Raw genomic sequence first — 26648 nt, forward strand, 5'->3', positions numbered from 1 at the left:
TTGAATCGGTTTTGTCCGCCAACATATGCAAAAGAATAGAGGAAAACATGAGTAACGAAATTAAAACTCAGGTAGTTGTATTAGGATCTGGCCCTGCAGGCTATTCAGCAGCATTCCGTGCCGCTGATTTAGGTTTAGATACCATTATCGTTGAACGTTTTAGCACCCTAGGTGGTGTATGTTTGAACGTAGGTTGTATCCCATCTAAAGCATTGCTACACATTGCTAAAGTGATTGAAGAAGCTAAATCAGCTGCAAGTCACGGTGTGGTATTTGGTGAGCCAACAATCGATTTAGAAAAATTACGTGGCTTTAAAGAAAAAGTGGTTAGTCAGTTAACGGGCGGATTAGGCGGAATGTCTAAAATGCGTAAAGTTAATGTGGTTAACGGCTTTGGTAAGTTCACTGGCCCTAACAGCCTTGAAGTCACCGCTGAAGACGGTACAGTGACCGTTGTTCAGTTTGAACAAGCTATTATTGCTGCCGGTTCTCGTCCAATTAAGCTGCCATTTATTCCGCATGAAGATCCACGTATTTGGGATTCGACTGACGCACTAGAATTGAAAGAAGTGCCTGGTAAGTTATTGGTAATGGGCGGTGGTATCATTGGTCTAGAAATGGGTACGGTGTACTCGTCTCTTGGCAGTGAGATTGACGTGGTTGAAATGTTTGACCAAGTTATTCCAGCAGCTGACAAAGATATCGTTCGTGTATTCACTAAGCAAATCAAGAAGAAGTTTAACCTTATTCTTGAAACGAAAGTGACTGCAGTTGAAGCCAAAGAAGACGGCATCTATGTGACAATGGAAGGCAAGAACGCTCCTGCTGAACCAGTACGTTACGATGCAGTATTAGTCGCTATTGGCCGTTCACCAAACGGTAAGTTAATTTCTGCTGAAAAAGCAGGTGTTAATGTTGATGAGCGTGGCTTTATCAATGTAGACAAGCAATTACGCACTAACGTACCGCACATTTATGCTATCGGCGACATCGTTGGTCAACCAATGTTGGCTCACAAAGGTGTGCATGAAGGCCACGTAGCGGCTGAAGTGATTGCAGGCATGAAGCACTACTTCGATCCAAAAGTGATCCCTTCGATTGCTTATACAGACCCAGAAGTAGCATGGGTTGGTTTAACTGAGAAAGAAGCAAAAGAGCAAGGTGTTGCTTACGAAACTGCGACTTTCCCATGGGCAGCAAGTGGCCGCGCAATCGCATCTGATTGTAGCGAAGGTATGACCAAGTTAATTTTCGACAAAGAAACTCACCGTGTTATTGGTGGTGCTATTGTTGGCGTTAACGGTGGTGAATTACTCGGTGAAATTGGCCTAGCTATTGAAATGGGTTGTGATGCTGAAGATTTAGCATTAACGATTCATGCTCACCCAACTTTACATGAATCAGTTGGTTTAGCCGCTGAATTATATGAAGGTTCTATTACTGACTTACCTAACCCTAAAGCGGTTAAGAAGAAGTAATATCGCGTTATCATAAGCGAATTAAGGCACTCCATAAATGGGGTGCTTTTTTTTGATTTTTTTTTAGGTTTTAGACTAGGCTTATAAGTATGAATGACAATATGGACACATATGCCATAGGGTAATCACTCCGATTAAGCGGCATTCATTTTATTGTTAATCCAAGCTTGGTTGGTCTAGGCTTTTACAATGGTATTGTAAATCCCCTAGAGGTTACATCGCTGATGAGATGTCATTGTTAGCTGTATAAGCTTGATGTGATAAAGGCAAGCTAATCATATCCATTTGCACCTTGGGAAGTGTTTAGTACAGTGATAACCCAATGAATATAACTGGTTACTTAAATACCGTACGTAACACTAATATCTATAAGGTTTTTTCTGTATCAGCGACAAGTCAGTGAGATAGGTATTTAAGCAATTTAACAGGTGACTTTGCTAAGCTATTAATGATAAAACATTAATAAGATAGGAATAAAAATAATATTATTGCATGATTTATTATTCGCTCTCGCTGGATTATGTTTCTCAGTGAGTGTGGGTATATTTTTAGGGCGTTAATGCCTGTGGTTATCATTTAAGGTAAGACGGAACTTATGATCAGAGCGGTCACTTATTATTTAAGTTGTTTGACGCTACTTCTTTTAGCGCTTGTGCCAGCGCACGGAGCTGACATTGTTCAGCGGGTATTTAACGCTAAAGATGGCTTAGCTAACGCCAGAATTCAAGATATTAGTTTTGATAGTTATGGATATGTGTGGCTTGCGACTCAAGAAGGGCTTTACCGGGTTAGCAACAGTAAAGTGAGACGTATTGATAAGGTTGGTTTTGACTCGGTATTAGACGATGAACTGATCACCTCAGTGATAAACTCTGGCACTGACCACTTATTAATTGGCACCCAATCTTCGCTGTATTTATACAGTATTCTCGACAATCAATTTAGTTTGCTGCTTAGGCCCAAAGACGATGATATTGCCAATATCAATAAAAGTCTACGAGTGGTGGCCTACCAACGTCAATTAGATAATAAGTTGTTACTGCTCGGCTTTTCTGGCCAGGTTTATTATTTTGATGATGACACACAATCGTTAACGTTATCTACAAAACATAATCTAAACCGTGATTTAGTCTGGCTAAATGCCTTGCAACTGCATGACGGTCAGTATCTGTTTTCCACCAAGGATCAACTGCAAATTCATCAAGCAGATGGCCGCTTTATAGGGCAATTTCCATGGACCGATAAAAACGGTTCAATAAGAAAAATATTTCAAGACAAGCAACAGCGTGTTTGGTTGCTCACATCTAAAGGTTTGTATCAGGTCTTTACGCAATCATTAACAGTAAAAGCCATCAAAAAAATCCCTTATTACGTTGACCAAATGGCTGAGGATCTTAATGGTGATTTGTGGATTTCGAGTCGAAGTGGGTTAATTTTTTGGGAACAACAAAGTAATGAGTTAACCCTCTATCGGGATGAGCTAAAACAACTCGCGAACATTGACTATATTCACGACCTTGCAGTCGATAGCGACGGGTTAATATGGGTTGGCGGTTCTGGTGATGGCTTGGCTGTTATTGCGGGTAAACCATCATTTTTAATTGAACGATACTCCAAAAAAGCGCCTTATAAGCTTCGTAATGAAATGACATGGTCTATTTATGTTGAAGGCGAAACAATATGGCTTGGTACAGATGGTAGTTTATCTGTTATCGAGGGCAACCAGGCGTCGACAACGGTTATTCCGCCAGGTTTGAAAATAAGTGACAGCATATATGCAATAGCATCGTTAGATAAAGACCATATCGTATTAGGCACGACCACGGGCCTTTATGTCGTAAATAAAAACACCAATGAAAGCAGTAATTTTGCCACTTGGAGTGGGGGAGTAAAGTCTTTAGAGGATAACTTGGTGTTTAGTATTTATAATGATGCTCTCATTCCCCAACGTGTATGGTTCGGTACAGGTAAAGGCTTGTATTATTGGCAAGAGGGCAATGATGATTTAGTGCTAGAGCCATTGAGTGACGGCGAAAAATCGCTGACAAAAACGTCATTCCGTAGCTTTTTACGTGACAGTGAAGATCGATTATGGATTAGTGGTGGTCAGCATTTTGGTTATGTTGATGTCGCTGGTGGCTACCATTCTAAAATGGATCTATTTAGCGATTTTGTGCATGATCCAATGGTGAATTCTTTATTGCAAGTCTCACCCGACATACTGTGGTTGGGATCGTCGCAACAAGGCATTATTGAGTTCAATACTCGCACTAACGCGATTAAGTCACTTGATCAACAATGGAAAATTGATTGTAAAGTGGTGTATTTTTTACAGCAGTCCGCAACTGATAATATTGTAGGTTGTGCGAGCGCGCTGATTAAAATCAATAGAGAAACCGGAAAAGTGAGTTCGTTTAGCCACAAAGATGGTTTTATTTCTGATGAGTTTAATGAAGCTGCCAAGTTTTACGATCCTAGTAAAGGTTTTTTTATTGGTACGCCAGATGGCATGATGCTGGTCGACCTAGATAAATTAACCTCTCGAACAATTAACGACAAAGTTATTCTTGAATCGGTGTCAGTTTTTTACGATGACACCACCGCAGTGTATTTAATCCCTAGTCAGTTACGTCAAGTCGACCCTGGCGCTAGCTTGATTAGTTTTCATATCTCTATTTCGGATTATTTAGACGATACCCCAATGACATTACAGTATCGATTAGTCAAAGAGGGGGCTGAAGCGGGCAATTATGTATTGCTGGAGGGACAATCACAGATCAACGTGACCGGTTTGAGTGCGGGCGATTACACCTTAGAACTTTTATACAAACGCAACGGTGTATGGTCAAGTGAACCGTTTCAGTATGTTTTTTCGGTAAAACAGTTTTGGTGGAAGTCTCAACAATTTAAAGGCGCGCTGTTGTTTGTCGCATTATTGCTAGCCGTGATGCTGTTGCTCATTAGGCAGCGACAAGTTAACCGTTTTAAGCAAATCAATGCTGCATTAGTGCAAAGTGACGAGCGTTTACAGCAAGCCTTAAAAGGCAGTGATTCTGATCTGTGGGAGTGGCATAGCAATACCCAAATATTGTCACTCGATAATCGTGGTGGTGTACTGGGTCCGATGCAGTTTTTAAAAATTCAGTTGCAAGATATTCCAGTGCATCACGACGATATGACTCACCTCAAAGAGGCCTGGAGTGATTTAGTCACAGGTAAAACCGACATGCTCGATGTCGAATATCGTTATCAACACTCACAGGATAAACAATGGCACTGGTTACGCATTAAAGGTCGGTCACTCGAGGTTTCCTCTAATGGGCAACAGTTAATCCATGCAGCAGGTATGTACACAGACATTACCCAGCAGAAAATGCTTGAAAGTGAAGCGAATTTACTCGCTCAAGCATTTGAAAATACATCTGAGGGTATGTTGATTTTAGATGCCAATAAGGACATTAAAATCAGTAATGCGGCGGCAAACTTAATTTTGGCGGCGCATAAACGAGATTTAGCCGGTAAACCCTTTGTCGATTTGGTCGCAACAACCGTTGAACCTTTCGACATGGAAGATGTGTTTGATAAAGAACGTTTCTGGACCGGTGAAAGTGAGTTTTACTGTATTGACGGTAGCCGTTGTCCTGTGTGGATGAATGTATCCACCATGACCAATGCTCAATCATTACATTATGTGGTGGTGTTTTCTGATATTACAGAGCGTAAACACAATGAGCAGCATCTTCGTCGTTTAGCAAATAATGACATGCTCACCGGGCTTGCTAATCGGTCGATGTTCTCTCGTCGCCTAGGGCAAGTGATTGACACCGCAAAACAGCATAGCGAAACACTGGCATTATTGTTTTTAGATCTCGACCGCTTCAAACATGTGAATGACTCCTATGGCCATAGTATGGGCGATGCGTTACTGGTAGAGGCGGCTAACAGGTTGCAAGGGTGTTTATCTGAAGAGCATTTATTGTGCCGTTTTGGTGGCGATGAGTTTGTGATTTTACTGCGTGATGCTAAAGATATCGACACCATAAACCACATTGCTAAACAGCTACTACAGCAAATAGAAATGCCGTTTAAACTTTATGGCCGAGAGTTTTTTATCTCGACCAGTATTGGCATTAGTATTTGGTCTGGTGATGATCAAACGCCTGAAACACTGATAAAAAATGCTGATTTGGCGATGTATCACGCCAAAGATGAAGGACGCGGTAATTTCCAATATTACTCGGCTGAGCGAAATGCAGAAGCACTCTACCATTTACGCTTAGAGGCTGACTTACATAAAGCCATTGCGTGTAACGAGTTTGAAATCCACTACCAACCACAAGTTAATGTTGAGCAGAACCGTCTTGCTGGGGTAGAGGCGTTAATTCGTTGGCATCACCCAGTAGATGGTTTGGTGCGTCCTGATGTGTTTATCGGCATTGCTGAGTCGTGTGGGTTAATCGTTGAAATTGACCGCTGGGTATTAACTCAAGCCTGTATTGATGGTGCGCGCTGGTGTCGTGATGTGCAGCAAGATTTGCTGGTGTCGGTTAACGTGTCTGCCATGCATTTTAGACAACCTGATTTTATTGATTTTTTAACCGCAACACTCCATCAAACGGGTATGCCAGCCAAATGCTTGTCGGTCGAAATTACTGAAGGGGTGTTAATGAAAGAAATCGACATAGCCACCCAGCACTTATTGGCATTAAAACAACTCGGTATCGATGTCGCCATTGACGATTTTGGTACAGGTTATTCGTCATTGGCATATTTACGCTCATTTAAAGTCAACACACTTAAAATTGATCGCTCATTTTTAATCCACATAGACCACAATCAGGCCGACCAGGCGATTGTGAGCAGTATCATTGAATTGGCTCGCAACTTATCGTTAGAGGTTATTGCAGAAGGTGTTGAAACGCCTGAGCAACTCGCTCAAGTCGTTCAACGTGGCTGCCATATTATTCAGGGGTATTACTTTGCGAAACCTATGCCCAAAGCCGAACTTGAACAACATATGAAGCAATATCAATAGCCATTGAATAATGCCTATTTCAATAAGTCATATTAATGACTTAGCCAGAGTCAATTAGTTTGGGTATTGGTTAAATGTTGTTAGAATGCGTTGTTTTTACTTAATTGCGGAATGATTTATGCAAACAATTTTGCGCCTTAATCAGCTAAGCTGGTTTTTGCTGAGTGTCCTCTGCTTTAGCGTGGTATTACAACCCGCAATCGCAGCACCTAAAACAGCAAAAGAAAGACCCACTATTGGCCTCGTGCTCAGTGGTGGTGGCGCAAAAGGAACCGCGCATATTGGTGTGTTAAAGGTGCTTGAAAAGCACCACATCCCTGTCGACTACATTGCTGGAACCAGTATTGGTGCCTATGTTGCCGGCATGTATGCATTAGGCTATAGCGCAGATCAAATAGAAGAAATCATGCTTAACGGCGAATGGTCAAAAGGCTATTCTGACACCATTCCTCGAGAGAGTTTAAGCTACCGCGATAAGCAACAACGCGACCAATTCAATATTCCATTAACGGTGGGTTATAACGACAACAGCTTAACCTCGCCAAGCGGCTTATTGCGTGGCCAAAGTATGTCGTTATTGTTAAGGCATTCAACTGACTTAGTGGAACAATTTGGTGACTTTGACGATCTCGCTATTCCCTATCGTGCAGTGGCAACCGACTTAGCTACAAGCGAGGCCGTAGTGTTATCCAGTGGCAGTGTGGTGCAAGCGATGCAAGCCTCGGCAACCGTACCAGGTGCGCTTCAACCGGCCATTATTGATGGTCGTTTATTGGTTGATGGTGGCATCGCAAACAACATGCCGGTTGATGTGGTCAAAGCCATGGGCGCTGATATTGTCATTGCTGTTGATATTGGTTCACCCTTAGTTGGCCAAGATAGATTAGACAGTACCGTTGCGGTATTAGAACAACTCTCGACCATTTTGACTCAAGCCAGCACTGCCCGCCAAAAAACCTTATTAACAGAGCGTGATATTTTAATTCGTCCAGCTATTGATGTATTAAGTACTACTGATTTTTCAATTATGCCATTGGCATTAAAGTTGGGTGAAGATGCTGCCAATATTCAACTTGAAAAACTCAAAAAGCTGGGCATAAAAGAACCCGCATATTTAGCTTATCAAGCCAATAAACAGCAACAAAGTTTATTGTGGCGTGACCCGCTTAAAAAGCCGATTTATAAAATTGCTTTTGATAACCAATCTAAAGTCAGTGAAAAACTATTGCGTGAGCGTCTAGACATTAAAAAAGGCGATGTACTGACTAAAGATGATTTAACTGCCGCCCTAAATCGAGTCTATGCCTTAAATAAATTTGAACGTGTTGATGCAGAATTTGAGGACGTTGAAAAAGGCCGGATTATCACCATTACTACTCGCGCCAAGTCGTGGGGGCCTAATTATTTTCAAGCCGGTTTTAACTGGGAAGATGACTTTAGTTTAGATTCCGCCATTACTCTGAGTTTAGCTTACACCATGACCGATTTAACCCAAATGGGTGGCGAATGGCGTAATGAAATTGAGCTAGGTTATCGCAAGCTTGTAGCGACGGAGTTTTATCAACCTCTGGATCGTGACCAAACATTTTATAGCCTGTCACGTTTACAATATCAAATGCGTGACTGGGACTTAGTGGATCAAGACAGCAGCTATTTATTACTGGAAAATAACGTGGCTCAATTAGAGCTGGGTATTGGTTATAATTATGATTCTGATGGCGTGATAGAGTTAGGTTTTGTCGGTGAAAATGGTCAGGTAAAAAGTGAAGTTGGCGCGCAAAACTCAATCAATTACCATTCAACCGGTGCCTACTTAAAAGTCACTTATGATACGTTAAACAGTATTAGTTTCCCTACAGATGGTAATCGCTTTACCTTTACCAGTTACCTAAGGGATGAGTCGTATAGTGGCGCTACAAGTTCAGATAATACTTTTAGTGACGATTTGGCCTGGCAATTTGAAGCCGACTGGAAAGGCGCGTTAAAGCTGGGTAATCATGCCATTGTGGGTAAAATTGAGCTGGCAACCACCCAAAATGACGGTAACTTCACTCTACACGTTGCTGAACTCGGTGGTTTTTTAAATTTATCGGGTTACCGTAAAGACACGCTGGTGGGCGCGCATAAAATATTCAGTGCCGTTATTTACCAATATGACCTAGGCCGTGATGTACTGATTACCGATTTACCTTTGTATTTAGGTGCCAGTTTAGAAGGCGGTAATGTGTGGTTTGAACGCAGTGAAATGAATATAAACGATCTTATTTATGCCAGCAGTCTGTATTTAGGAACGGATACTGATTGGGGCCCGGCAGCACTTGGTTTAGGGGTGTCAGACCGAGGTGATACCGCATTTTATCTGTTTTTAGGTAAAAATTTTTAAGCAGTCTATCTAAGCCAAAAGCCTAGAGGCTTACGAGCTAAAAAGCCTAGTGGCTAGAGCGCTTCGCTGCTAGAGGCTATAAAATCTTAGCAGCGAAGCGCACTATCCTCGAAGCGGCCTAGGCCCCTAGCAGTGCGGGTAATAATCCTGCGTGAGCTAGCTTATGATGGGCAATTACCCATTTTGCTTGGTTAACTGTATGTGGCGCCGGAATAGCAACGGTTTGCATCGTTGCTGCTCGGGCTGCAATTAAGCCATTAAACGAGTCTTCAATGGCAATGCATTGGCTTGGCGCAATACCGAGCGCGTTAGCACAATTTAAATACACTTCAGGATGCGGCTTACCGTAAGCTAAATTTTCAGCAGATTCGAGTGCTTCAAAATAATGGCCAATGGCGAGCTTATCGAGCACTGAGTGAATAATTCGCGATGACGACGATGTTGCTAAACCGATTTTAAGGCCAAGTCGTTTGCACGCTTCGAGTGACTCAATCACGCCTTGCATTGGTTTACCTGTAGCATTGATCTGCACAATGACTTCATTAACAATTTTATTTGCTGTGGCAGTATTATCATAATTTGGCCACGGAAAACGCTGGTACCAATAACTTACAACCTGGTCAATACGCAGCCCTGTGGTTTGCTCAACCTCTTCAAGGGTCAAGTTAAGTCCAAAGCTGTTTAATACCGTTTGTTCGGCTAACTGCCAAGCGGGTTCAGAATCGATTAAAATTCCATCCATATCAAAAATAACCGCTTTTATTTGGGTAGACACTGCATTGACTCCTTAAAGGTATTCACTTTGCGGCTAATTATCGCGATGTTAGTGTTTAGGTACAATCAAAAATGATTTTTTAAAAAATATTTCATCATAAGAAGTCGATATTTTTTTGCTCACAGTTTAATCGGTGGGTGTGGCATAACATGATGTATTAAAATGTTTTTTAGCTCGTTTCAAACTATTGTCTAATTTAAATTTATTCACGAATCGATTAAATTGATTATTAGCTAGATAAATCGAGTTGATTTCATGCCTCTAACAGTGTGAGCTGATTCATACTTTTATAAAGCTGTAGTATACTGAATGTCGGATTTCAAGCCCGAACCTGTGGAATTATCAGCGTAACAGTGTGTGCGCTGAGTTTCGCCGTCAGGCGTCAAACAAAGAGGAATGTTGCCGTGCTAGAAGCATATCGTAAACACGTCGCAGAGCGTGCTGCAGAGGGCGTAGTCCCTAAGCCATTAGATGCACAACAAGTGGCTGAATTAGTAAAATTAGTTGAGACTCCACCTGCGGGTGAAGAGGCGTTAATCCTCGACTTATTAGAAAACCGTATTCCACCAGGTGTTGATGAAGCTGCCTACGTGAAAGCGGCATTCTTAGATGCAGTGGCCAAAGGCACTGTAAAATCACCTATATTATCAGCTGAACGTGCCGTTGAATTACTCGGTACTATGCAGGGCGGTTATAACATCGAGCCGTTAATCGCTCAGTTAGACAACCCAGCATTAGCAGCCTTATCAGTAAAAGCATTATCAAACACGTTGTTGATGTTTGATTCTTACCACGACGTGGTTGAGAAAATGCAAGCTGGCAATGAGTCGGCTAAACAAGTTGTTGAAGCTTGGGCAAATGCAGATTGGTTCTTAAACCGTCCAAAGCTTGCTGACAAAGTGACGTTAACGGTATTTAAAGTGGCTGGCGAAACCAACACTGATGACCTGTCACCTGCACCAGATGCATGGTCTCGTCCAGATATCCCATTGCATGCACTTGCTATGCTGAAAAACGCCCGTGACGGTATCGTACCTGACGTGTCTGGCGAAGTGGGTCCAATTAAAGAAATCGAAGCGCTTAAAACTAAAGGTCATCCATTAGTTTACGTGGGCGACGTTGTTGGTACCGGTTCTTCACGTAAATCAGCAACTAACTCAGTATTGTGGTTCATGGGCGATGATATCCCTAATGTGCCTAACAAGCGTGCGGGTGGTTTCTGTTTAGGTAATAAAATTGCACCGATTTTCTTCAACACTATGGAAGATGCGGGTGCATTACCGATTGAGCTAAACGTTGATAAAATGGAAATGGGCGATGTCATTGACATTTATCCATACACTGGCGAAGTTAAGCGTGGCGGTACTGACGAAGTTATCTCTACGTTCGAACTAAAAACTGACGTACTGTTAGACGAAGTTCGTGCTGGTGGTCGTATTCCATTGATCATCGGTCGTGGCTTAACTGACCGTGCACGTGAAACCTTAGGGTTACCAGCGTCAGACGTATTCGTACGTCCACAAGATGTTGTTGTGACTAACAAGGGCTTTACCCTTGCACAGAAAATGGTGGGTAAAGCATGTGGCGTGAAAGGTATTCGTCCAGGGCAATACTGCGAACCTAAGATGACCTCTGTGGGCTCACAAGATACTACCGGCCCAATGACACGTGATGAGTTAAAAGACTTAGCCTGTTTAGGGTTTAGTGCTGATTTAACCATGCAGTCATTCTGTCACACAGCGGCTTATCCAAAGCCAGTTGACGTTGACACGCACCACACATTACCAGACTTCATCATGAACCGTGGCGGCGTAGCATTACGTCCAGGTGATGGTGTTATTCACTCTTGGTTAAACCGTATGCTACTGCCTGATACCGTAGGTACTGGTGGTGATTCGCATACTCGTTTCCCAATTGGTATTTCGTTCCCAGCGGGTTCTGGCCTAGTGGCATTTGCTGCAGCAACAGGTGTAATGCCTCTTGATATGCCAGAGTCAATTTTGGTTCGCTTTAAAGGCACCATGCAGCCAGGTATCACCTTGCGTGATCTTGTACATGCTATTCCGCTTAAAGCTATCGAACTTGGCTTATTGACCGTTGAGAAAAAAGGCAAAATTAATGCTTTCTCTGGTCGTGTATTAGAAATCGAAGGTCTTGAAAAACTTAAAGTTGAGCAAGCATTCGAACTGTCTGACGCATCAGCAGAACGTAGCGCAGCTGGCTGTACTATTAAGCTAGACAAAGAGCCTATCATTGAATACTTAAACTCTAACATCGTAATGTTAAAGTGGATGATCAGTGAAGGTTATGGCGATCGTCGCACTATTGAGCGTCGTATTACCGCTATGCAAGAGTGGATTGCTAACCCTGAGTTGATGGAAGCCGATAAAGATGCAGAATATGCTGAAATTATCGAAATTGACTTAAACGACATTAAAGAGCCAATTCTTTGTGCACCAAACGATCCTGATGATGCAGTACTGTTATCAAGCGTTGCTCAAACTAAGATTGACGAAGTGTTCGTGGGTTCTTGTATGACAAACATCGGTCACTTCCGTGCTACCGGTAAAATGTTAGACAAGTTTGCTAAAACACTGCCAACACGTTTATGGATTGCGCCTCCAACTAAGATGGACCGCGACCAGTTAACGGAAGAAGGTTACTACTCAATCTTTGGCCGTGTCGGTGCTCGTATCGAGATCCCTGGTTGTTCTCTATGTATGGGTAACCAAGCACGTGTTGCTGAAGGTGCTACGGTTGTTTCTACTTCAACACGTAACTTCCCTAACCGTTTAGGTACTGGCGCAAACGTCTACTTAGCATCAGCTGAGCTAGCCGCGGTAGCAGCCTTGTTAGGTCGTTTACCTTCAGTTGAAGAGTATCAAAACTACGCTAAAGAGTTAGATGCAACTGCGGCTGACACTTACCGTTACTTGAACTTCGATCAAATCGACTCTTACACTAAGAAAGCCGACAGCGTGATTTTCCAAACCGCGCTATAAGCTTGAACTAGTTAATCGTTGAATTAAAAATGCCAGCAGAAATGCTGGCATTTTTGTTTGGTTTGATAGTATAAGTTTTGAATTTTTTGATAAGGTTTTCTCTGGTCCGCAATTTTATAACTTATGGCCTGCGGCCACTAACGTCGTGGCGCTTCACCCACACCAGACCAAGAGGAAACCAACGGCTGTTCCCTCTTGGAACTCCCAGCCGCCCTGCAACATTTTCAAACAGCGAAAAGGTCGCCATGGGGATTGATCTAGCTTTTAACTTCATTTGTATGCAGCTTCAGCCTTACTCGAAAATGCTAACGCTTCCGATGGTACATCCTGTACCGCGTAAGCTAGCGGGCCATCCATGGCCAGCTCACGTCATTTTCTTCAACGGCTTCAAGTTCAGAGTTGAATTTGGGCGTTTAAAAGCTAAGACTAGCTCGTTTTTGGACAGAAACGTTTTAGAGCTTAAGTTCTGAAAATGACGATTGGCATTAAGGAAAGTATGGCAAGTCCGTTGCCGCTACTTGTTATGTTTCACTTACACAAAGACTAAGCTGAAACCCTTTTTGGAATTCAAAATGCAACGCATTCGTTATATTATTCAAGTATGAAAATATGCATGATGATTTATTAATTATTCCTCTATCAGCAGAAACTAAGGCATTACAATAAGAAGCCATTCCAGCGTGCTGCCCATCAGACAATACATTTTTGATTTTGTCTCTATTCGCTAAGAATCTATCAGGGCTTATGCCTATCATATTGAGTACAATATATGCTCCAGATATTGCACCATGCTGAGTATGCTGAACTCCCTCAATACCTTGAATTTTCTCAAAGCCAAAGAATTGATTTTTTGTGATATTTGGTATTGAAGGTGAAATTAAATCCCATACGTCATCTATTGCGGATTTAGACTTTTCAATACCTTTCCTCTTTTCACTTGTAATCCCCAAAGCACTTCTTGTTTTATTAATCGGCATCTTATTTTTGAGGTGTTTCTCAATAGTGTCTTTCATATCATTCGACACAATTGACGCTTTATCGATTAAATTTACGCGCCTATCATCAGGAATAATACTAGTTATTCTTTCTATCTCATTTCGCATTTGCTCTGGTGTTTCACTTAACTCTTTAAAGTTGTCAGCTCCAAAAGAACGTATAAGGTGTTCTACCATATGATCTGCAATTCCCTCATGTCCAGCAATTGCTTCTAAGTGTTGCTCATACCTTAAATAAGGATCTATGAAATCTCGTATTACAATATTACCTTCAGATTGAAGGTCTTGATTCAGAACATCAGAAATCTCAACGGCTTTCAGTATTTTCATTCCTTCGAGAGCATCTTGGTTTCCATTCCTATGAATTTCGTCAAGGTGAACATGTGAGTAAACCCACTTGAATCGTTCTGGTTCCGCAATTGAAATGTCTCCGCAAGCCAAATATCTAAATACGTTCATGTCAGCATAAATAATAGGCTTATCCGAAACCAAGTATGCATTCATTTTGGGAACCTCAGCTATTTGAATAATAAGCACTCTACCAGAGTCATGCAGAACAAACGAGCATAGGGAATTGAGAAGTGAGCATTGATATTGATGCCTTAATGAACGTAATCAGTAGCTACCATTTATTGGTTAGTAAAAGTAGGTCAACTTGTTTGTTATTTCTCTGTGCTGCTTATCGCCTGTAAATCGCAAAGGAGCATAAACGTGTTGGTATATTGAAGCTAAAAGGGACAAATTCAACTCTGAACTTGAGGCCGTTGAAGAAAATAGCGTGAGCTGGCCATGGATGGCCCGCTAGCTTTCGCGGTACAGGATGTACCATCGGAAGCGTTAGCATTTTCGAATAAGGCCGAAGTACGATTCAAAAGAGGCCAAAAGCTAGAGCAATTTCCGTCGCAATTTTTCGCTGCTGTTGTTTGGTTAAATAGCGAAAATGTTGCCGGAACGGCAGGGGTGATCCAAGAGGGGATTGCTGTTGATCCCCTTTTGGCCTGTGCAGGGTGGAACCTTGCGATCTTAATTCAAACGAAGTTTGGCAATAAAAAGTTTATGAATACTTAATATTCATATCAATCAGTGGTTCTCGTGAACCTTTCTCTGCCCGCAATCTGGCTAAATACTGTTGCCATAATTCAGTTTGATTACTGCATAAGTTATATAGCACCTGCCAAGAATATAAACCTGTATCATGGCCATCATCAAAAGTGATTTTTACCGCATAATGTCCAACAGGTTCAAGAGCCTTGATATTAACGGCTTTCTTATGAGTGACCAATATTGGGTCACCATGACGCTGTACTTCAGCAGACGGGGAGAATACGCGGAGCATTTCACAACTGATGTTGTAGGTTTGGCCGTTATCAAAAGTGACTTCTAATAACTTAGATTGACGCTTCAGTTTAATGCCGCTAACAGTAGGCGTTGATTGGGTCATGGGAATACCTATAAAAAAAAGGATTAACGCTAAATCGCAGATTATCATCATACGCGACTTTGCTGTTAATCCTATTGTTTGAACCTGCATTCGTGATGTTGATTCGTATCAACACATTCTCGTTGTCCTCGTTGGTAACAAACCGACAAGGGTAACCCGTTTACCGCGTGCTTATAAAATAAAGCGGCTTAAATCTTCATCTTGTACCAAGGTATCAAGATGGTCGTTAACGTATTGTGCGTCAATGACAAAGGTAGAGCCTGATTTTTCAGAGGCATCATAAGAAATCTCTTCCATCAGCTTTTCCATCACAGTATGTAAACGACGTGCACCGATGTTTTCAGTGCGCTCGTTAACCTGCCATGCGGCTTCTGCAATGCGATCAATGCCAGATTCTGTAAACTCTATGGTCACGCCTTCAGTGTTCATTAATGCAATACTCTGTTCAGTGAGTGATGCAAATGGCTCTGTTAGAATACGCTTAAAGTCGGCTGCTGTAAGGGCGTCTAATTCAACACGGATCGGTAAACGACCTTGAAGCTCGGGGATTAAATCAGACGGTTTAGACATCTGGAATGCACCAGAGGCAATAAACAAAATATGGTCAGTTTTTACCATGCCGTGTTTAGTGGTGACAGTACAACCTTCAACTAAAGGCAGTAAATCACGTTGTACACCTTCACGTGACACATCTGGGCCTGAGCTTTCGCCGCGCTTACAGATTTTGTCGATTTCGTCTAAAAACACAATGCCATTTTGTTCAACCAATTCGATAGCTTGCTCTTTTAGGTCTTCTTGATTGACCAGCTTTGCGGCTTCGTCTTCAACTAACTGCTTGTAGGCATCTTTAATTTTAAGCTTTTTGCGTTTAGACGTGCTTTGGCCTAAATTTTGGAATAACCCTTGTAGCTGATTGGTCATTTCTTCCATGCCTGGAGGGGCCATGATTTCAACGCCAATTTGCGGTGCCGCAATATCAATTTCGATTTCTTTGTCGTCTAGCTGACCTTCACGTAGTTTTTTACGGAAAATTTGGCGGGTGTTCGACTCATCTTTTTTCTCTGTTTCCCAGTCATCTTTTACCTTAGGCAATAAGGCATCTAAAATGCGCTCTTCGGCCATTTCTTCTGCACGATGACGGCATTTTTTCATTTGCAGCTCGCGGGTCATTTTAACCGCAGAGTCTGTTAAATCACGGATGATTTGCTCAACTTCTTTACCGACATAGCCCACTTCGGTAAATTTAGTCGCTTCGACTTTAATGAAAGGCGCGTTCGCTAGCTTAGCTAAACGACGGGCAATTTCGGTTTTACCGACACCGGTTGGGCCAATCATTAAAATATTTTTTGGGGTGACTTCTTGGCGAAGTGCAGGTTCTAATTGCATACGACGCCATCTATTACGAAGTGCGACTGCAACCGAGCGTTTAGCATTTTGTTGGCCGATAATATGTGCATCTAGTTCGTGAACAATTTCACGAGGTGTCATCTCAGACATAACGGTTCCTTTATTTACGCTCGAATTAGTAGTCTAACTTTTCGATGGTTTTAAATTGGTTGGTAAACACACATATATCGCCAGCAATCGTTAACGATTTTTCGGCAATATCTTCTGCACTTAACTCGGTATTTTGCAGCAATGCTAAGGCTGCTGCATGGGCATAGTTTCCGCCAGAGCCAATGGCAATGAGGTCATGTTCTGGCTGAACCACATCACCGTTACCGGTAATAATTAATGATGATTCAGTGTCTGCTACCACCAACATCGCTTCGAGTTTGCGGAGCATTTTGTCACTGCGCCAATCTTTGGCAAGCTCTACGGCTGATTTTAATAAATGGCCTTGATGCATTTCGAGCTTGGCTTCAAAGCGCTCAAAAAGAGTAAATGCATCGGCAGTACCGCCAGCAAAACCGGCTAATACTTTATTATGATACAAACGACGCACTTTACGCGCGTTGCCTTTCATGACGGTATTGCCTAAAGAAACTTGGCCATCACCAGCGATGACAACTTGATTGTTGCGGCGTACGGATACGATAGTAGTCACGGTAAATCCTCTTTAAATGCATCAACGAATGCAATTGTTGATTCATGATTAAATTGGATATGGGGTCAAAATGATAGATATCAAGGACAGTATAAAAAAAGCCCCGTTCGAGTGAACAGGGCTGATGAATGTTTATCGCGTTTAGAGCCTGATTAGTGCTATTGCCATAACCAAATTTGGCAGGTGTTAATGCCTGACTTTTGCATTTTATGGCGGTTGGTTTCAGCTTCGCGTTTGTTCGGGAACGGACCTAATACTACGCGGTACCAAATACCATTAGTGCCTTCACTGCGACGAACTTGTGCTTCCATACCTTGAAAGGCAATACGGGCTTTCATTTGATTGGCCTGTGACTCTTGTCTAAACGAGCCGCACTGCATTTGATAAATACCACTGGACACCACACCGGTTGAGGGCAGATCAATTTCAACTTCTTTGTTTTCTAGCTCTTCAAGGTAGGTCCATTTCTCTTGTGGCTTAGGCGGTAATGCATTTGGATCTGGCTTAACCACTTTTTTGGCTACCGGTGTTGGCGCAGCTTTAGTTTCAGTTTTAGTTTCAGCTTGTACGGTTTTCTTTTTTGGTTGCTGTGCAGGCTCAGTGACTTGAGTTTCTGAGCTGCCATTTATCGACCATAAAAAATAGCCAAAGCCGGCAACAAGCGCTAACACAACAAATACAGGCAAATACGGAAAGCTACGCGCAGGTGCTTTTTTACGCTTTGGCGCACGGCTTTTGTTCGGTTTACTTGCTCTGGGTTTGCGGTTTGCGTAGTCGCGACTCATGATTACATCCGCTCTAAAGTTTCAATGCCAAGCAATGACAAGCCGGTTTTTAGCGTATTAGCGGTTAATTGCGATAACAATAAACGGCTTTGTTTTTGCGCTTCCGTGTCTGCCGCTAAAACTGGGCAGGCTTCGTAAAAGCTTGAAAACTCGCTCGCAAGTTCATACAGGTAACCACACAGTACATGTGGCAAGCCTTTGTCTGTCATGCGGGTAAGCACTTCACCAAACTGGGCTAACTTGGTGCCTAAATCTTTTTCTTTTTCGTGTTCAAGAACGATTTTAGCCTGGCTTAAATCGATGTCTTCAGCACGTTTAAAAATACCGGCTACGCGAGTATAGGCATACAGTAAGTATGGGGCTGTATTGCCTTCAAAGCTTAGCATTTGCTCAAAGCTGAAAATGTAATCGCTGGTGCGGTTTTTAGATAAATCAGCGTATTTAACTGCGCTGATCCCGACTACTCGGGCGATTTCAGTGAGTGTAGCTTCGTCCATGTCTGGATTTTTGCTGCGAACCAGTTCAAGTGCACGCACGTTAGCTTCATCTAATAAGTCGACTAGTTTAACGACACCGCCTGAGCGGGTTTTAAATGGACGACCATCTTCGCCGTTCATAGTGCCAAAGCCAGTGTGCTCTAGTGACATGTCTGCGCGTACAAATTTAGCGAGTTTGGCAAGATTAAATACTTGCTGGAAATGCAGCGCCTGGCGTAAGTCGACAAAGTACAGCGCGCGGTCGGCTTTAAGTACGTTTGAGCGGTAACGCATGGCGGCTAAATCAGAGGTGGCATATAAGTAGCCGCCGTCTGCTTTTTGGATGATAACCGGTAATGGCTCGCCTTCTTTGGTGCGAAACTCTTCCTGGAATACCACTTTAGCGCCGTTACTTTCGCTTAATAAACCTTGGGCATCTAAATCTTTAACCACTTGTGCAAGGTCTGCGTTATAAGCACTTTCGCCGTGAACATCAGCGCGAGTTAGACTCACACCTAAACGCTTATAGACATCATGACAGTGGTTGAGTGAAATATCGTTAAACTCACGCCAAAGCTTATTGCAGTATTCATCGCCCGATTGCAAGGCAACCACTAACTGACGTGAACGGGTGGCAAATTCTGTCGATTCGTCAAAGCGTACTTTGGCTGCACGGTAAAAACTTTCTAGGTCAGACAATTCCATTTTGGCTTGTTCGCCATTGGCTGCGCGTAACTCTTCCATGTATGCCAATAACATACCGAATTGCGTGCCCCAGTCGCCAACGTGATTTTGACGGATCACGTGATGGCCTAAAAACTCAAGTGCACGGACCACGCTGTCACCAATAATGGTTGAGCGTAAGTGACCTACGTGCATTTCTTTGGCTAAGTTTGGTGATGAATAATCGACAACAATAGTTTGCTTAGCCGGTAAGGTCACGCCTAAGTGGTTATCGTTTAATGCTTGTTGTAGCTGATTTGCTAATGCATTGTCGTCGATAAAAAAGTTAATAAACCCTGGGCCAGCAATTTCGACTTTAGCAACGTGAGATGATGCAGGTAAGGTGTCGATAATCAATTGGGCTAATTCGCGTGGGTTTTTCTTCGCGACTTTGGTCAGCATCATTGCAAGGTTAGTCGCTAAGTCACCATGACTTTTATCTTTAGTGCGATCGACCTGAATGCGCGCTTGAAAATCAGCAGGCACAATACCTTGCTGTTTAAAAGATTCGAGGGTTTGTTCTAGTAAAGATTCAATATGTGATTTCATGGGCGTTTGCTTGCACTAATTCGTTAAATGAATGACATGACGGAACCGCGTATTTTAGCCGTTTATGGGGTGAAATTGCTATCTGCTTTAGCGGAAATATTGATTTTTTTGTTTAATTAAACTTGAATAGCAATTTATCTAAAGTGTATTACCCATATTCGTGTAGTCGATTGCCAGTTATAACGTGGTTTACATTAAATCTTGCGGATCTCTATCTATGGTCCAGCGGCAGCGTTTACCCTCAGGTAGTTGTTCAATTTGAGTTAACACATGTTCAAATACGATTTGTAATCGATTCCTGCTTTTGGCTTGTAACATTAACTGACGTCGATATTTTCCGGCTTTACGATCTAATGGTGCAGGTATGGGGCCGATGACTTCAAGATCTTTATCTTGCGGAATAAGTTGACTTATTTGAGCTAAAAAAGCGTCCGCGTCTTGTGCTAAATGCGCTTCCGCTCTAATTAACACCATGTGCCATGCGGGTGGCAATAGTGCTTGTTGGCGCTCAGTTAACTGGCTTCGGGCAAATTCGCCGTAACCCCGTTGCAGCAAATCGCGCAAAATAGGGTTGTCACTTTGGTGGGTTTGCAGCAGGACTTTGCCAGGCTTGTCGGCGCGACCAGCACGGCCAGATACTTGAGTGTATAGCTGACCAAAACGCTCAGGCGCCCGAAAATCGGCACTGAATAACGCACCGTCAACATCCAATAACCCCACTAAAGTTACATCGGGAAAGTGATGCCCTTTAGCCAGCATTTGGGTGCCAACAAGAATTTTATATTTTCCCATGTAAATCCCTTGCAATTGTTGCTCAAGGGAGCCTTTGCGCCGAGTGGTGTCGCGATCAATACGCACAACTGGATGTTTAGGAAAAAGCTTAATTAACTCTTGCTCGAGTTGTTCAGTGCCCAAACCATGTCCCATTAACATGGTGCTACCGCATTCGTGACATTGTTTAGGGATAGCATATTGATTACCGCAGTGGTGACAGCAAATTTCGTTTAAACCTTGATGCACAGTAAAAAAAGCATCGCAACGGTCGCATTCATGTAAATGGCCGCATTCGTGGCACAACAACGCAGGGGCAAAGCCGCGACGGTTTAAAAACAGTAATACTTGGTTGCCTGCATCAAGGTGCATGCGCATCTCGTTAATTAACGAGGCTGACATGCCGGCTTTTAAGGGCTGCGAGGTAATGTCGATAATGCCTTGTTTGACTTTTTGTGCAGCCCCCGCGCGTTCGCTTAACTCAAGGTGGTGGTAACGGCCAGACAACGCATTTTGTAAGGTTTCAAGCGAGGGTGTAGCAGAACCAAGCACCACTTGAATATCTTCTAAATGCCCGCGCATTACGGCTAGATCTCGGGCGTGGTAGCGCACACCTTCTTGCTGCTTAAAGCTGCTGTCGTGTTCTTCGTCTAAAATAATAAGACCAGGAAACGCCATGGGGGTGAACAATGCCGAACGAGTGCCAATAATTATCGCCGCTTCACCAACGCGTGCTTGTCGCCAGGCTTCAAGCCGTTGATTGTCGGTCAATCCTGAATGAATCACCGCCACTTTGACTTCAAACCGGCGTTTAAAGCGATTGATAGTTTGTGGGGTTAAGCCGATTTCGGGCACTAAAATAAGCGCTTGTTTGCCTTGTTTTAAAATGGTTTCGAGTAAGGTTAAATAGACTTCGGTTTTACCTGATCCCGTAATCCCTTCTAGTAAAGTGCAATGAAACCCTTGTTGTTGTGTGAGTACAGAAACCGCTACGGCTTGCTGTTTATTTAATTTGTGTGGCGACTCGTTCATGATGAGGTGCTGACGCCAGCTTAAGTCGTGAGTAATGACTGCACTTTTTTGTTCAATCCATTGCTTATCTTGCAATGCTTTAAGCGCAGATTTACTTAATAGTTGGGTGGTAAATTCATCTTGAGTTAGCGGGTTTTTCAGCAATAAATCGAACAGCTTTTTTTGTGCTGGAGCGCGTTTAAGAACACTTGAGTCTGCTTGGCGACCTTGTTCGCTTAAATGATATTCAACCATGGCTTGTGGTGTAGCATCGAGGCCTTTACGCAGGGCGACGGGAAGGGCCTGGCTGAGCATTTGACCTTGCGAGGTAAAGTAATACCTTGCCGCCCAAAGTGTTAATTTATATAGCGAGTCGGGCAGTAATGGGGCATCATCTAGTACTGTTGTAACAGATTTAATTTGTTGCGGTGCTAAATCACAAGTGTCGGTGATTGCGGTGATTAACCCGATGAGTTGTTGGCGCCCAAACGGCACTTTAACGCGCAACCCAATTTGCAGTGTTGTTTGCTGTTCGTCTTTTACGCGGTAACTAAAATTTTGGCGTAATGGGACGGGTAAGGCGACTTCAACAAACACGGGCATAGGGTTTCACATTTTTCAATTCTATTAGGGATTGTGGATCAGTTTACCTCTAAGTGTCATCAAAGAGATAGGGTAAGTGTTATGCGTAAAAGACTTTATAGGGTCTTATTCTTAGTATTCGGATTATGTGTTAATGCTCAACAAGCGTTAGCGCAAGTCAATCATGTTAGCATTAATAGTCGTCAGTCAGAGTTGAACCAGCAACCGCGATTAAAATTGAATGTTGTGGCACAAAATGATGATTTATCACAACTTAGTTTTTATATACGCCAACAAGTTGATGGAGACATGCAACAACAAAGGTTATCGATACAACCGATTAATCGTTTTTTAGTGCAACTCAATGGCAAAAAGCTCGTCACAGACCGTTATGCGCAATTAGTGATTACTGAAAACCAGCAAAACAAAGCGGTATTATTAGCGGTATTAGCTTTATTTGATGCGCCACTTTCATTTACGAGTGCTGCATTTATTGAGGCTCAGCCGTTACCGAGTTCGAGTAATCAACCAACCAAAGCACCTAGGCCAGTAGAAGCAGATGTGACAAATCACGTCGCGGTTACTGTGGTTAAAAACAATGCGGTAAAAGCGGTTAAGACGAATACTGTTAGCGAACCCGTGTTACAGCCAAGAACATCCGATAATTGCCAAATTGTCAAAGATAATTCAGATACATTGTGGCGTATTGCCGATCGTTATAAAGAGCAATGGAACACCAGTGTTTACGGTGCAATGCTAGCGATTTTCGAGGCCAACATGTTGGCTTTTTCTAAACAAAAAATTCATTTATTGCTTAAAGATGCGCTATTAGTGTGCCCGTCGACAGAAATATTGGCGCAATACGATAATAAAGCGGTCGATAAAAAAGTATTTGAAGTGATAGAAGCTAAACATGCTGCGAGATAGCTTATTTAATCTGTAACTGTGATTAAGGTACACAAAGTGTTGAGTAATTACTCTTATTGGTCAGTAATTGGTTGCAGCCGCGGGTGTTAATTTATATAGTTGTTTGCGTTAATACAGGTTATTTAAGCAAAAATAAGCCCATGTGCAAATAATTCAACAATATTATCTCGAGAGTGATAAACAATAATAAAGACTGTATTAAGTAAATTTACAACGTCAGTTGCGTTGTTTTGAAGCCGTTTTAAGTAAGGGATTGATTTGATGAAAGGCGTAAAGGTGCTAGCCATAATGGCATTACTCGCTGTGGGTTATATTCCTGCAGCCATTGCAGAAGTCAGTCATATTAGTATTGATACCGCCGCCTTTGAACAAGGTCAATTACCCACATTAACCGTTAATGTTGTGACTGAACATCATGATTTGTCTCGACTAACGTTTTATTTACGCCAGATTTATCAAGATAATATTGTATTAGAAAAGCTCGATGTAGAACGCCAAGGTAACGACGTGTTTATTTTGTCGGGTAAAGAACAGCTACGTGATCCTGACTCTGCATTAATTGTCTCTGAGTATCGCAATGCTAAATGGCAACAATATTCACCTGTGCCGTTATTTAATCAAGTATTACCAACCAGTAATCACCAGCCTGTTGCCATCAAAAAAATGAAGTTACCCACTTCGTCCTCGTCTGTACAACAGGTTGCAGAAATCACCCGCGTTGTGGCTAAAGCACCTGTGCTGGCAGCCACTCAAGAGTTATTAGAAGGCTGCAATATTCTTAAGCAGCAGGATGACTCATTATGGAAAATTGCGGTTAGATATCGTAAACAGTGGGGGTCTAACATTTATGGGGCCATGCTGGCTTTGTATGAGGCCAATCCACAAGCTTTTTATCAAAACAAAATTAGTATGTTGCAGCTAGACAGCTCATTGCGTTGTCCGCCTGCTAATATTTTAGTGAAGTACCAAAATGTTGATGTTGATAGAGTGACATTTGACGACTTAGTGGCCAGTCAACAAGGCCAAACTCGCGCGATAGCCCAAGCGCCAACACGCGCACTTCCTAAAAAAGCGCCAGAAGCGGCATCACAACATATCCAGGTGAACGCAGCCGCCGCTTCAGTCGACCATACCAAAATAGACACTGAGGTCACCACGAGTAATCGTATTAATGTCGCCGATGTGACTGAAGTTGTAGTTGATGTAGTAAAAGCTGATGTGCTAGAAAATCAAAGTGTGCAGCAATGTTCAATTGATAAGCGCCCTGACGACAATTTATGGCGTGTGGCAACGCGTAATCATCAACAGCTACACACCAATGTCTATGGTGCAATGCTAGCGTTATACCATGCCAACCCTAATGCATTCTTTAAACAGAAAATTTACCTCTTAATGGCCGACAGTCACTTAGATTGCCCATCAAACCAGGTGCTACAGCAATATCAAAACGCAGTTAAAGATCGACTGGCCTATGAAGCGCTTGAGCGTAAGCAGAGGTAGTCTTAGTTTGCTAAAGCATGGGCGTTTATAAATTCTACTTGTCTGAGCTTGTCGGACACTGTATTATCTCGCGCCTAAAACATATTGTTATTAACTTCATGTGGTGTCCAACTTCGGGTTGTGATGGCGACATGGCCTTCAATTTAAGGTACTCCAAATGAAAACTGGTATTCACCCAAATTACGCTGAAATCACTGCAACTTGTACTTGTGGTAACATCATCAAAGTAAACTCTACTGCTGGTAAAAACTTGCACTTAGACGTATGTGGCGCATGTCACCCATTCTACACTGGTACTCAGAAAGTTGTTGATACTGGTGGTCGTATTGACAAGTTCAACAAGCGTTTCAGCGTGCTTGCTAAGAAGTAATTGCCCTGCAATTAACTTCATAAAGGCGCCTTTGGCGCCTTTTTTGTTTTTAGCGTTCGCATAATGACATTGTGCTGTAGTGGAAACTTATTTTTAAGCTGTAAACAATGCAAAAATGCCTAAAACTCTTTTTATTGTTATTTAAGCAAAATAAATAACAAATAACGCCTGTTAAAACGGTTTATTCTGCTAAATCTTGTTATTTTCCTACATTTTTAACTCTTTGATTTATATATATTCATGTTAGTTTAGTTTGATTAACAAAACCTAAGCTTGTTTAGGCCGGTCAACTCATCCTGTCACTGAGTTTTTGATTTCTATCAACACGGTAATAGCGTATCGTTAAAACACTTTCGATGATTAGCATAAGCAATGTGTTCATAGTGCTAGTCACAATTTTAATGATACTAAATAGCGCATTTCAGGATGTATACAATGTCAGATATTCGTCAACAAGCTCTCGATTATCATGAATTCCCCGTTCCAGGCAAAACGGCTGTGTGTCTCACGAAACCAGCCCAATCTAGTCACGACCTAGCTTTGGCGTATAGCCCTGGTGTAGCCGAACCCGTACGTGAGATTGCCTCAGACCCTGAAAATGCCTATCGCTATACTAATAAAGGCAACACTGTCGCGGTCATTACTAACGGTACCGCGATTTTAGGCCTTGGCAATTTAGGCCCATTAGCCTCAAAGCCTGTCATGGAAGGTAAGTCGCTTTTATTTAAGCGTTTTGCCAATATTGACTCTATCGATATTGAAGTTAAACACCGGACCACCGAAGACTTTATTAATACTGTTGAGTCGATAGCAGACACGTTTGGCGGCATCAACTTAGAAGACATCAAAGCACCAGAGTGTTTTGAAATTGAACGCGAACTCATTAAGCGTTGTAGTATTCCGGTGTTTCATGATGATCAGCATGGCACGGCCATTGTTACCGCAGCAGGGATGTTGAATGCCTTAGAAATTCAAGGTAAAAAAATTGATGATGCGATATTTGTTTGTTTAGGTGCTGGGGCTGCTGCCATTGCCTGTATGAGCATGATTGTTAAGTGTGGTGCGCTGCGCGAAAACGTGTATATGCTCGACAGACAAGGGGTTATCCATACTCGCCGTGAAGATTTAAACGAATACAAAGCGCTGTTTGCTAATAATACTGACAAACGTACTCTGCAAGATGTGATTAAAGATGCGGACGTGTTTTTAGGGTTATCAGGAGCCAATTTGTTAGCGGCTGAAGACATTGCCTTAATGGCACCTAATCCAGTAATTTTTGCTTGCTCAAATCCCGATCCTGAAATTCAACCCGAATTAGCACATGCTATTCGCAATGACCTGATTATGGGGACAGGACGCAGTGATTACCCTAATCAAGTTAACAACGTGTTGTGTTTCCCGTTTATTTTTAGAGGCGCATTAGATGTGCGTGCTGCTGTTATTAACGATGAAATGAAGTTAGCGGCAGTGCATGCAATCGCTAATTTGGCCAAAGAGCCTGTGCCTGCAGAAGTGCTAGCGGCCTACCCTAAAGTGACTTCATTAAGTTTTGGTGCAGAATATGTACTTCCCAAACCCATGGATCCTAGATTACTTCCTATTGTTGCTCGTGCAGTGTCGCAAGCGGCAATAGATTCTGGCGTAGCTAAAATCACTACATTGCCGAGTGAATATAAAGTCTAAAGTATTAAGCGATATCGACGATAAACTCAGGGGCGAAAGCCCCTTTTTTATATGCGCTTAAACGACTAGTGAACTTATAGAGCACAATCGTTATACTGATAAAGATTTAATTGGG

At 42.5% G+C, this 26648-nt stretch carries 17 protein-coding genes; 9 read left to right on the plus strand and 8 right to left on the minus strand.

Annotated elements, in window-relative coordinates; all coding sequences use genetic code 11:
- Positions 1-47 precede the first annotated feature (47 nt).
- The 3 genes from lpdA to ACROAE_RS08715 all read left to right on the plus strand — a co-directional run bounded on the left by lpdA (position 48) and on the right by ACROAE_RS08715 (position 8896).
- Positions 48-1478 (plus strand): dihydrolipoyl dehydrogenase, encoded by a 1431-nt coding sequence (lpdA, locus tag ACROAE_RS08705; protein WP_432400795.1) that lies wholly within the window; start codon positions 48-50, stop codon positions 1476-1478.
- A gap of 595 nt (positions 1479-2073) precedes the next feature.
- Positions 2074-6513 (plus strand): EAL domain-containing protein, encoded by a 4440-nt coding sequence (locus ACROAE_RS08710; protein WP_432400797.1) that lies wholly within the window; start codon positions 2074-2076, stop codon positions 6511-6513.
- A gap of 118 nt (positions 6514-6631) precedes the next feature.
- Positions 6632-8896, plus strand: coding sequence for a patatin-like phospholipase family protein (locus ACROAE_RS08715; RefSeq protein WP_432400799.1), 2265 nt, complete (start codon positions 6632-6634; stop codon positions 8894-8896).
- A 118-nt stretch (positions 8897-9014) separates the two neighbouring features.
- Here ACROAE_RS08715 and hxpB read toward each other — a convergent pair whose 3' ends face one another.
- Positions 9015-9671 carry a hexitol phosphatase HxpB gene (hxpB, locus tag ACROAE_RS08720; RefSeq protein WP_432400801.1) on the minus strand — a complete coding sequence of 219 codons (657 nt, stop codon included), beginning with the start codon at positions 9669-9671 and terminating at the stop codon, positions 9015-9017.
- Between the two features lie 404 nt (positions 9672-10075).
- Between hxpB and acnB the strand changes: the two genes are divergently transcribed.
- Entirely contained in the window at positions 10076-12673 is a 2598-nt protein-coding gene (gene acnB, locus ACROAE_RS08725) for a bifunctional aconitate hydratase 2/2-methylisocitrate dehydratase (RefSeq protein ID WP_432400803.1), read from the plus strand.
- 521 nt (positions 12674-13194) lie between these two features.
- Here the strand turns inward: acnB and ACROAE_RS08730 are convergent.
- Positions 13195-14172, minus strand: a complete 978-nt coding sequence (locus tag ACROAE_RS08730) for a hypothetical protein (protein WP_432400805.1) — start codon at positions 14170-14172, stop codon at positions 13195-13197.
- Between the two features lie 285 nt (positions 14173-14457).
- Here ACROAE_RS08730 and ACROAE_RS08735 point away from each other — a divergent pair, with 285 nt between their 5' ends.
- The gene (locus ACROAE_RS08735; RefSeq protein WP_432400807.1) at positions 14458-14736 is read left to right on the plus strand and encodes a hypothetical protein; all 279 of its coding nucleotides are present in this window, start codon (positions 14458-14460) and stop codon (positions 14734-14736) included.
- Here ACROAE_RS08735 and ACROAE_RS08740 read toward each other — a convergent pair.
- The 6 genes from ACROAE_RS08740 to priA all read right to left on the minus strand — a co-directional run bounded on the left by ACROAE_RS08740 (position 14723) and on the right by priA (position 22074).
- Entirely contained in the window at positions 14723-15109 is a 387-nt protein-coding gene (locus ACROAE_RS08740; RefSeq protein ID WP_432400809.1) for a gamma-butyrobetaine hydroxylase-like domain-containing protein, read from the minus strand. The two genes, ACROAE_RS08735 and ACROAE_RS08740, sit on opposite strands and share 14 nt — an antisense overlap.
- Before the next feature lie 171 nt (positions 15110-15280).
- Complete coding sequence (hslU, locus tag ACROAE_RS08745) at positions 15281-16606, minus strand: HslU--HslV peptidase ATPase subunit (protein WP_432400811.1); 1326 nt, start codon at positions 16604-16606, stop codon at positions 15281-15283.
- Between the two features lie 25 nt (positions 16607-16631).
- On the minus strand, positions 16632-17156 hold the full coding sequence (gene hslV, locus ACROAE_RS08750) for an ATP-dependent protease subunit HslV (RefSeq protein ID WP_432400813.1): 525 nt from the start codon (positions 17154-17156) through the stop codon (positions 16632-16634).
- A gap of 158 nt (positions 17157-17314) precedes the next feature.
- Positions 17315-17941: an SPOR domain-containing protein gene (locus ACROAE_RS08755; RefSeq protein WP_432400815.1), complete on the minus strand. Its 627-nt coding sequence runs from the start codon at positions 17939-17941 to the stop codon at positions 17315-17317.
- A 2-nt stretch (positions 17942-17943) separates the two neighbouring features.
- Complete coding sequence (argS, locus tag ACROAE_RS08760) at positions 17944-19689, minus strand: arginine--tRNA ligase (protein ID WP_432400817.1); 1746 nt, start codon at positions 19687-19689, stop codon at positions 17944-17946.
- Positions 19690-19878: 189 nt separating this feature from the next.
- Entirely contained in the window at positions 19879-22074 is a 2196-nt protein-coding gene (gene priA / locus ACROAE_RS08765; protein WP_432400819.1) for a primosomal protein N', read from the minus strand.
- A gap of 81 nt (positions 22075-22155) precedes the next feature.
- Here priA and ACROAE_RS08770 point away from each other — a divergent pair, with 81 nt between their 5' ends.
- The 4 genes from ACROAE_RS08770 to ACROAE_RS08785 all read left to right on the plus strand — a co-directional run bounded on the left by ACROAE_RS08770 (position 22156) and on the right by ACROAE_RS08785 (position 26533).
- Positions 22156-22980, plus strand: a complete 825-nt coding sequence (locus ACROAE_RS08770) for a FimV/HubP family polar landmark protein (RefSeq protein ID WP_432400821.1) — start codon at positions 22156-22158, stop codon at positions 22978-22980.
- A gap of 261 nt (positions 22981-23241) precedes the next feature.
- Complete coding sequence (locus ACROAE_RS08775) at positions 23242-24480, plus strand: hypothetical protein (RefSeq protein ID WP_432400823.1); 1239 nt, start codon at positions 23242-23244, stop codon at positions 24478-24480.
- 157 nt (positions 24481-24637) lie between these two features.
- Positions 24638-24850, plus strand: a complete 213-nt coding sequence (gene rpmE / locus ACROAE_RS08780; RefSeq protein ID WP_432400825.1) for a 50S ribosomal protein L31 — start codon at positions 24638-24640, stop codon at positions 24848-24850.
- 435 nt (positions 24851-25285) lie between these two features.
- The gene (locus ACROAE_RS08785) at positions 25286-26533 is read left to right on the plus strand and encodes a malic enzyme-like NAD(P)-binding protein (protein ID WP_432400827.1); all 1248 of its coding nucleotides are present in this window, start codon (positions 25286-25288) and stop codon (positions 26531-26533) included.
- The last annotated feature ends 115 nt before the right edge of the window (positions 26534-26648 follow it).

This window comes from Shewanella sp. MF05960 (genome assembly GCF_050849305.1).
Classification (GTDB): domain Bacteria; phylum Pseudomonadota; class Gammaproteobacteria; order Enterobacterales; family Shewanellaceae; genus Shewanella.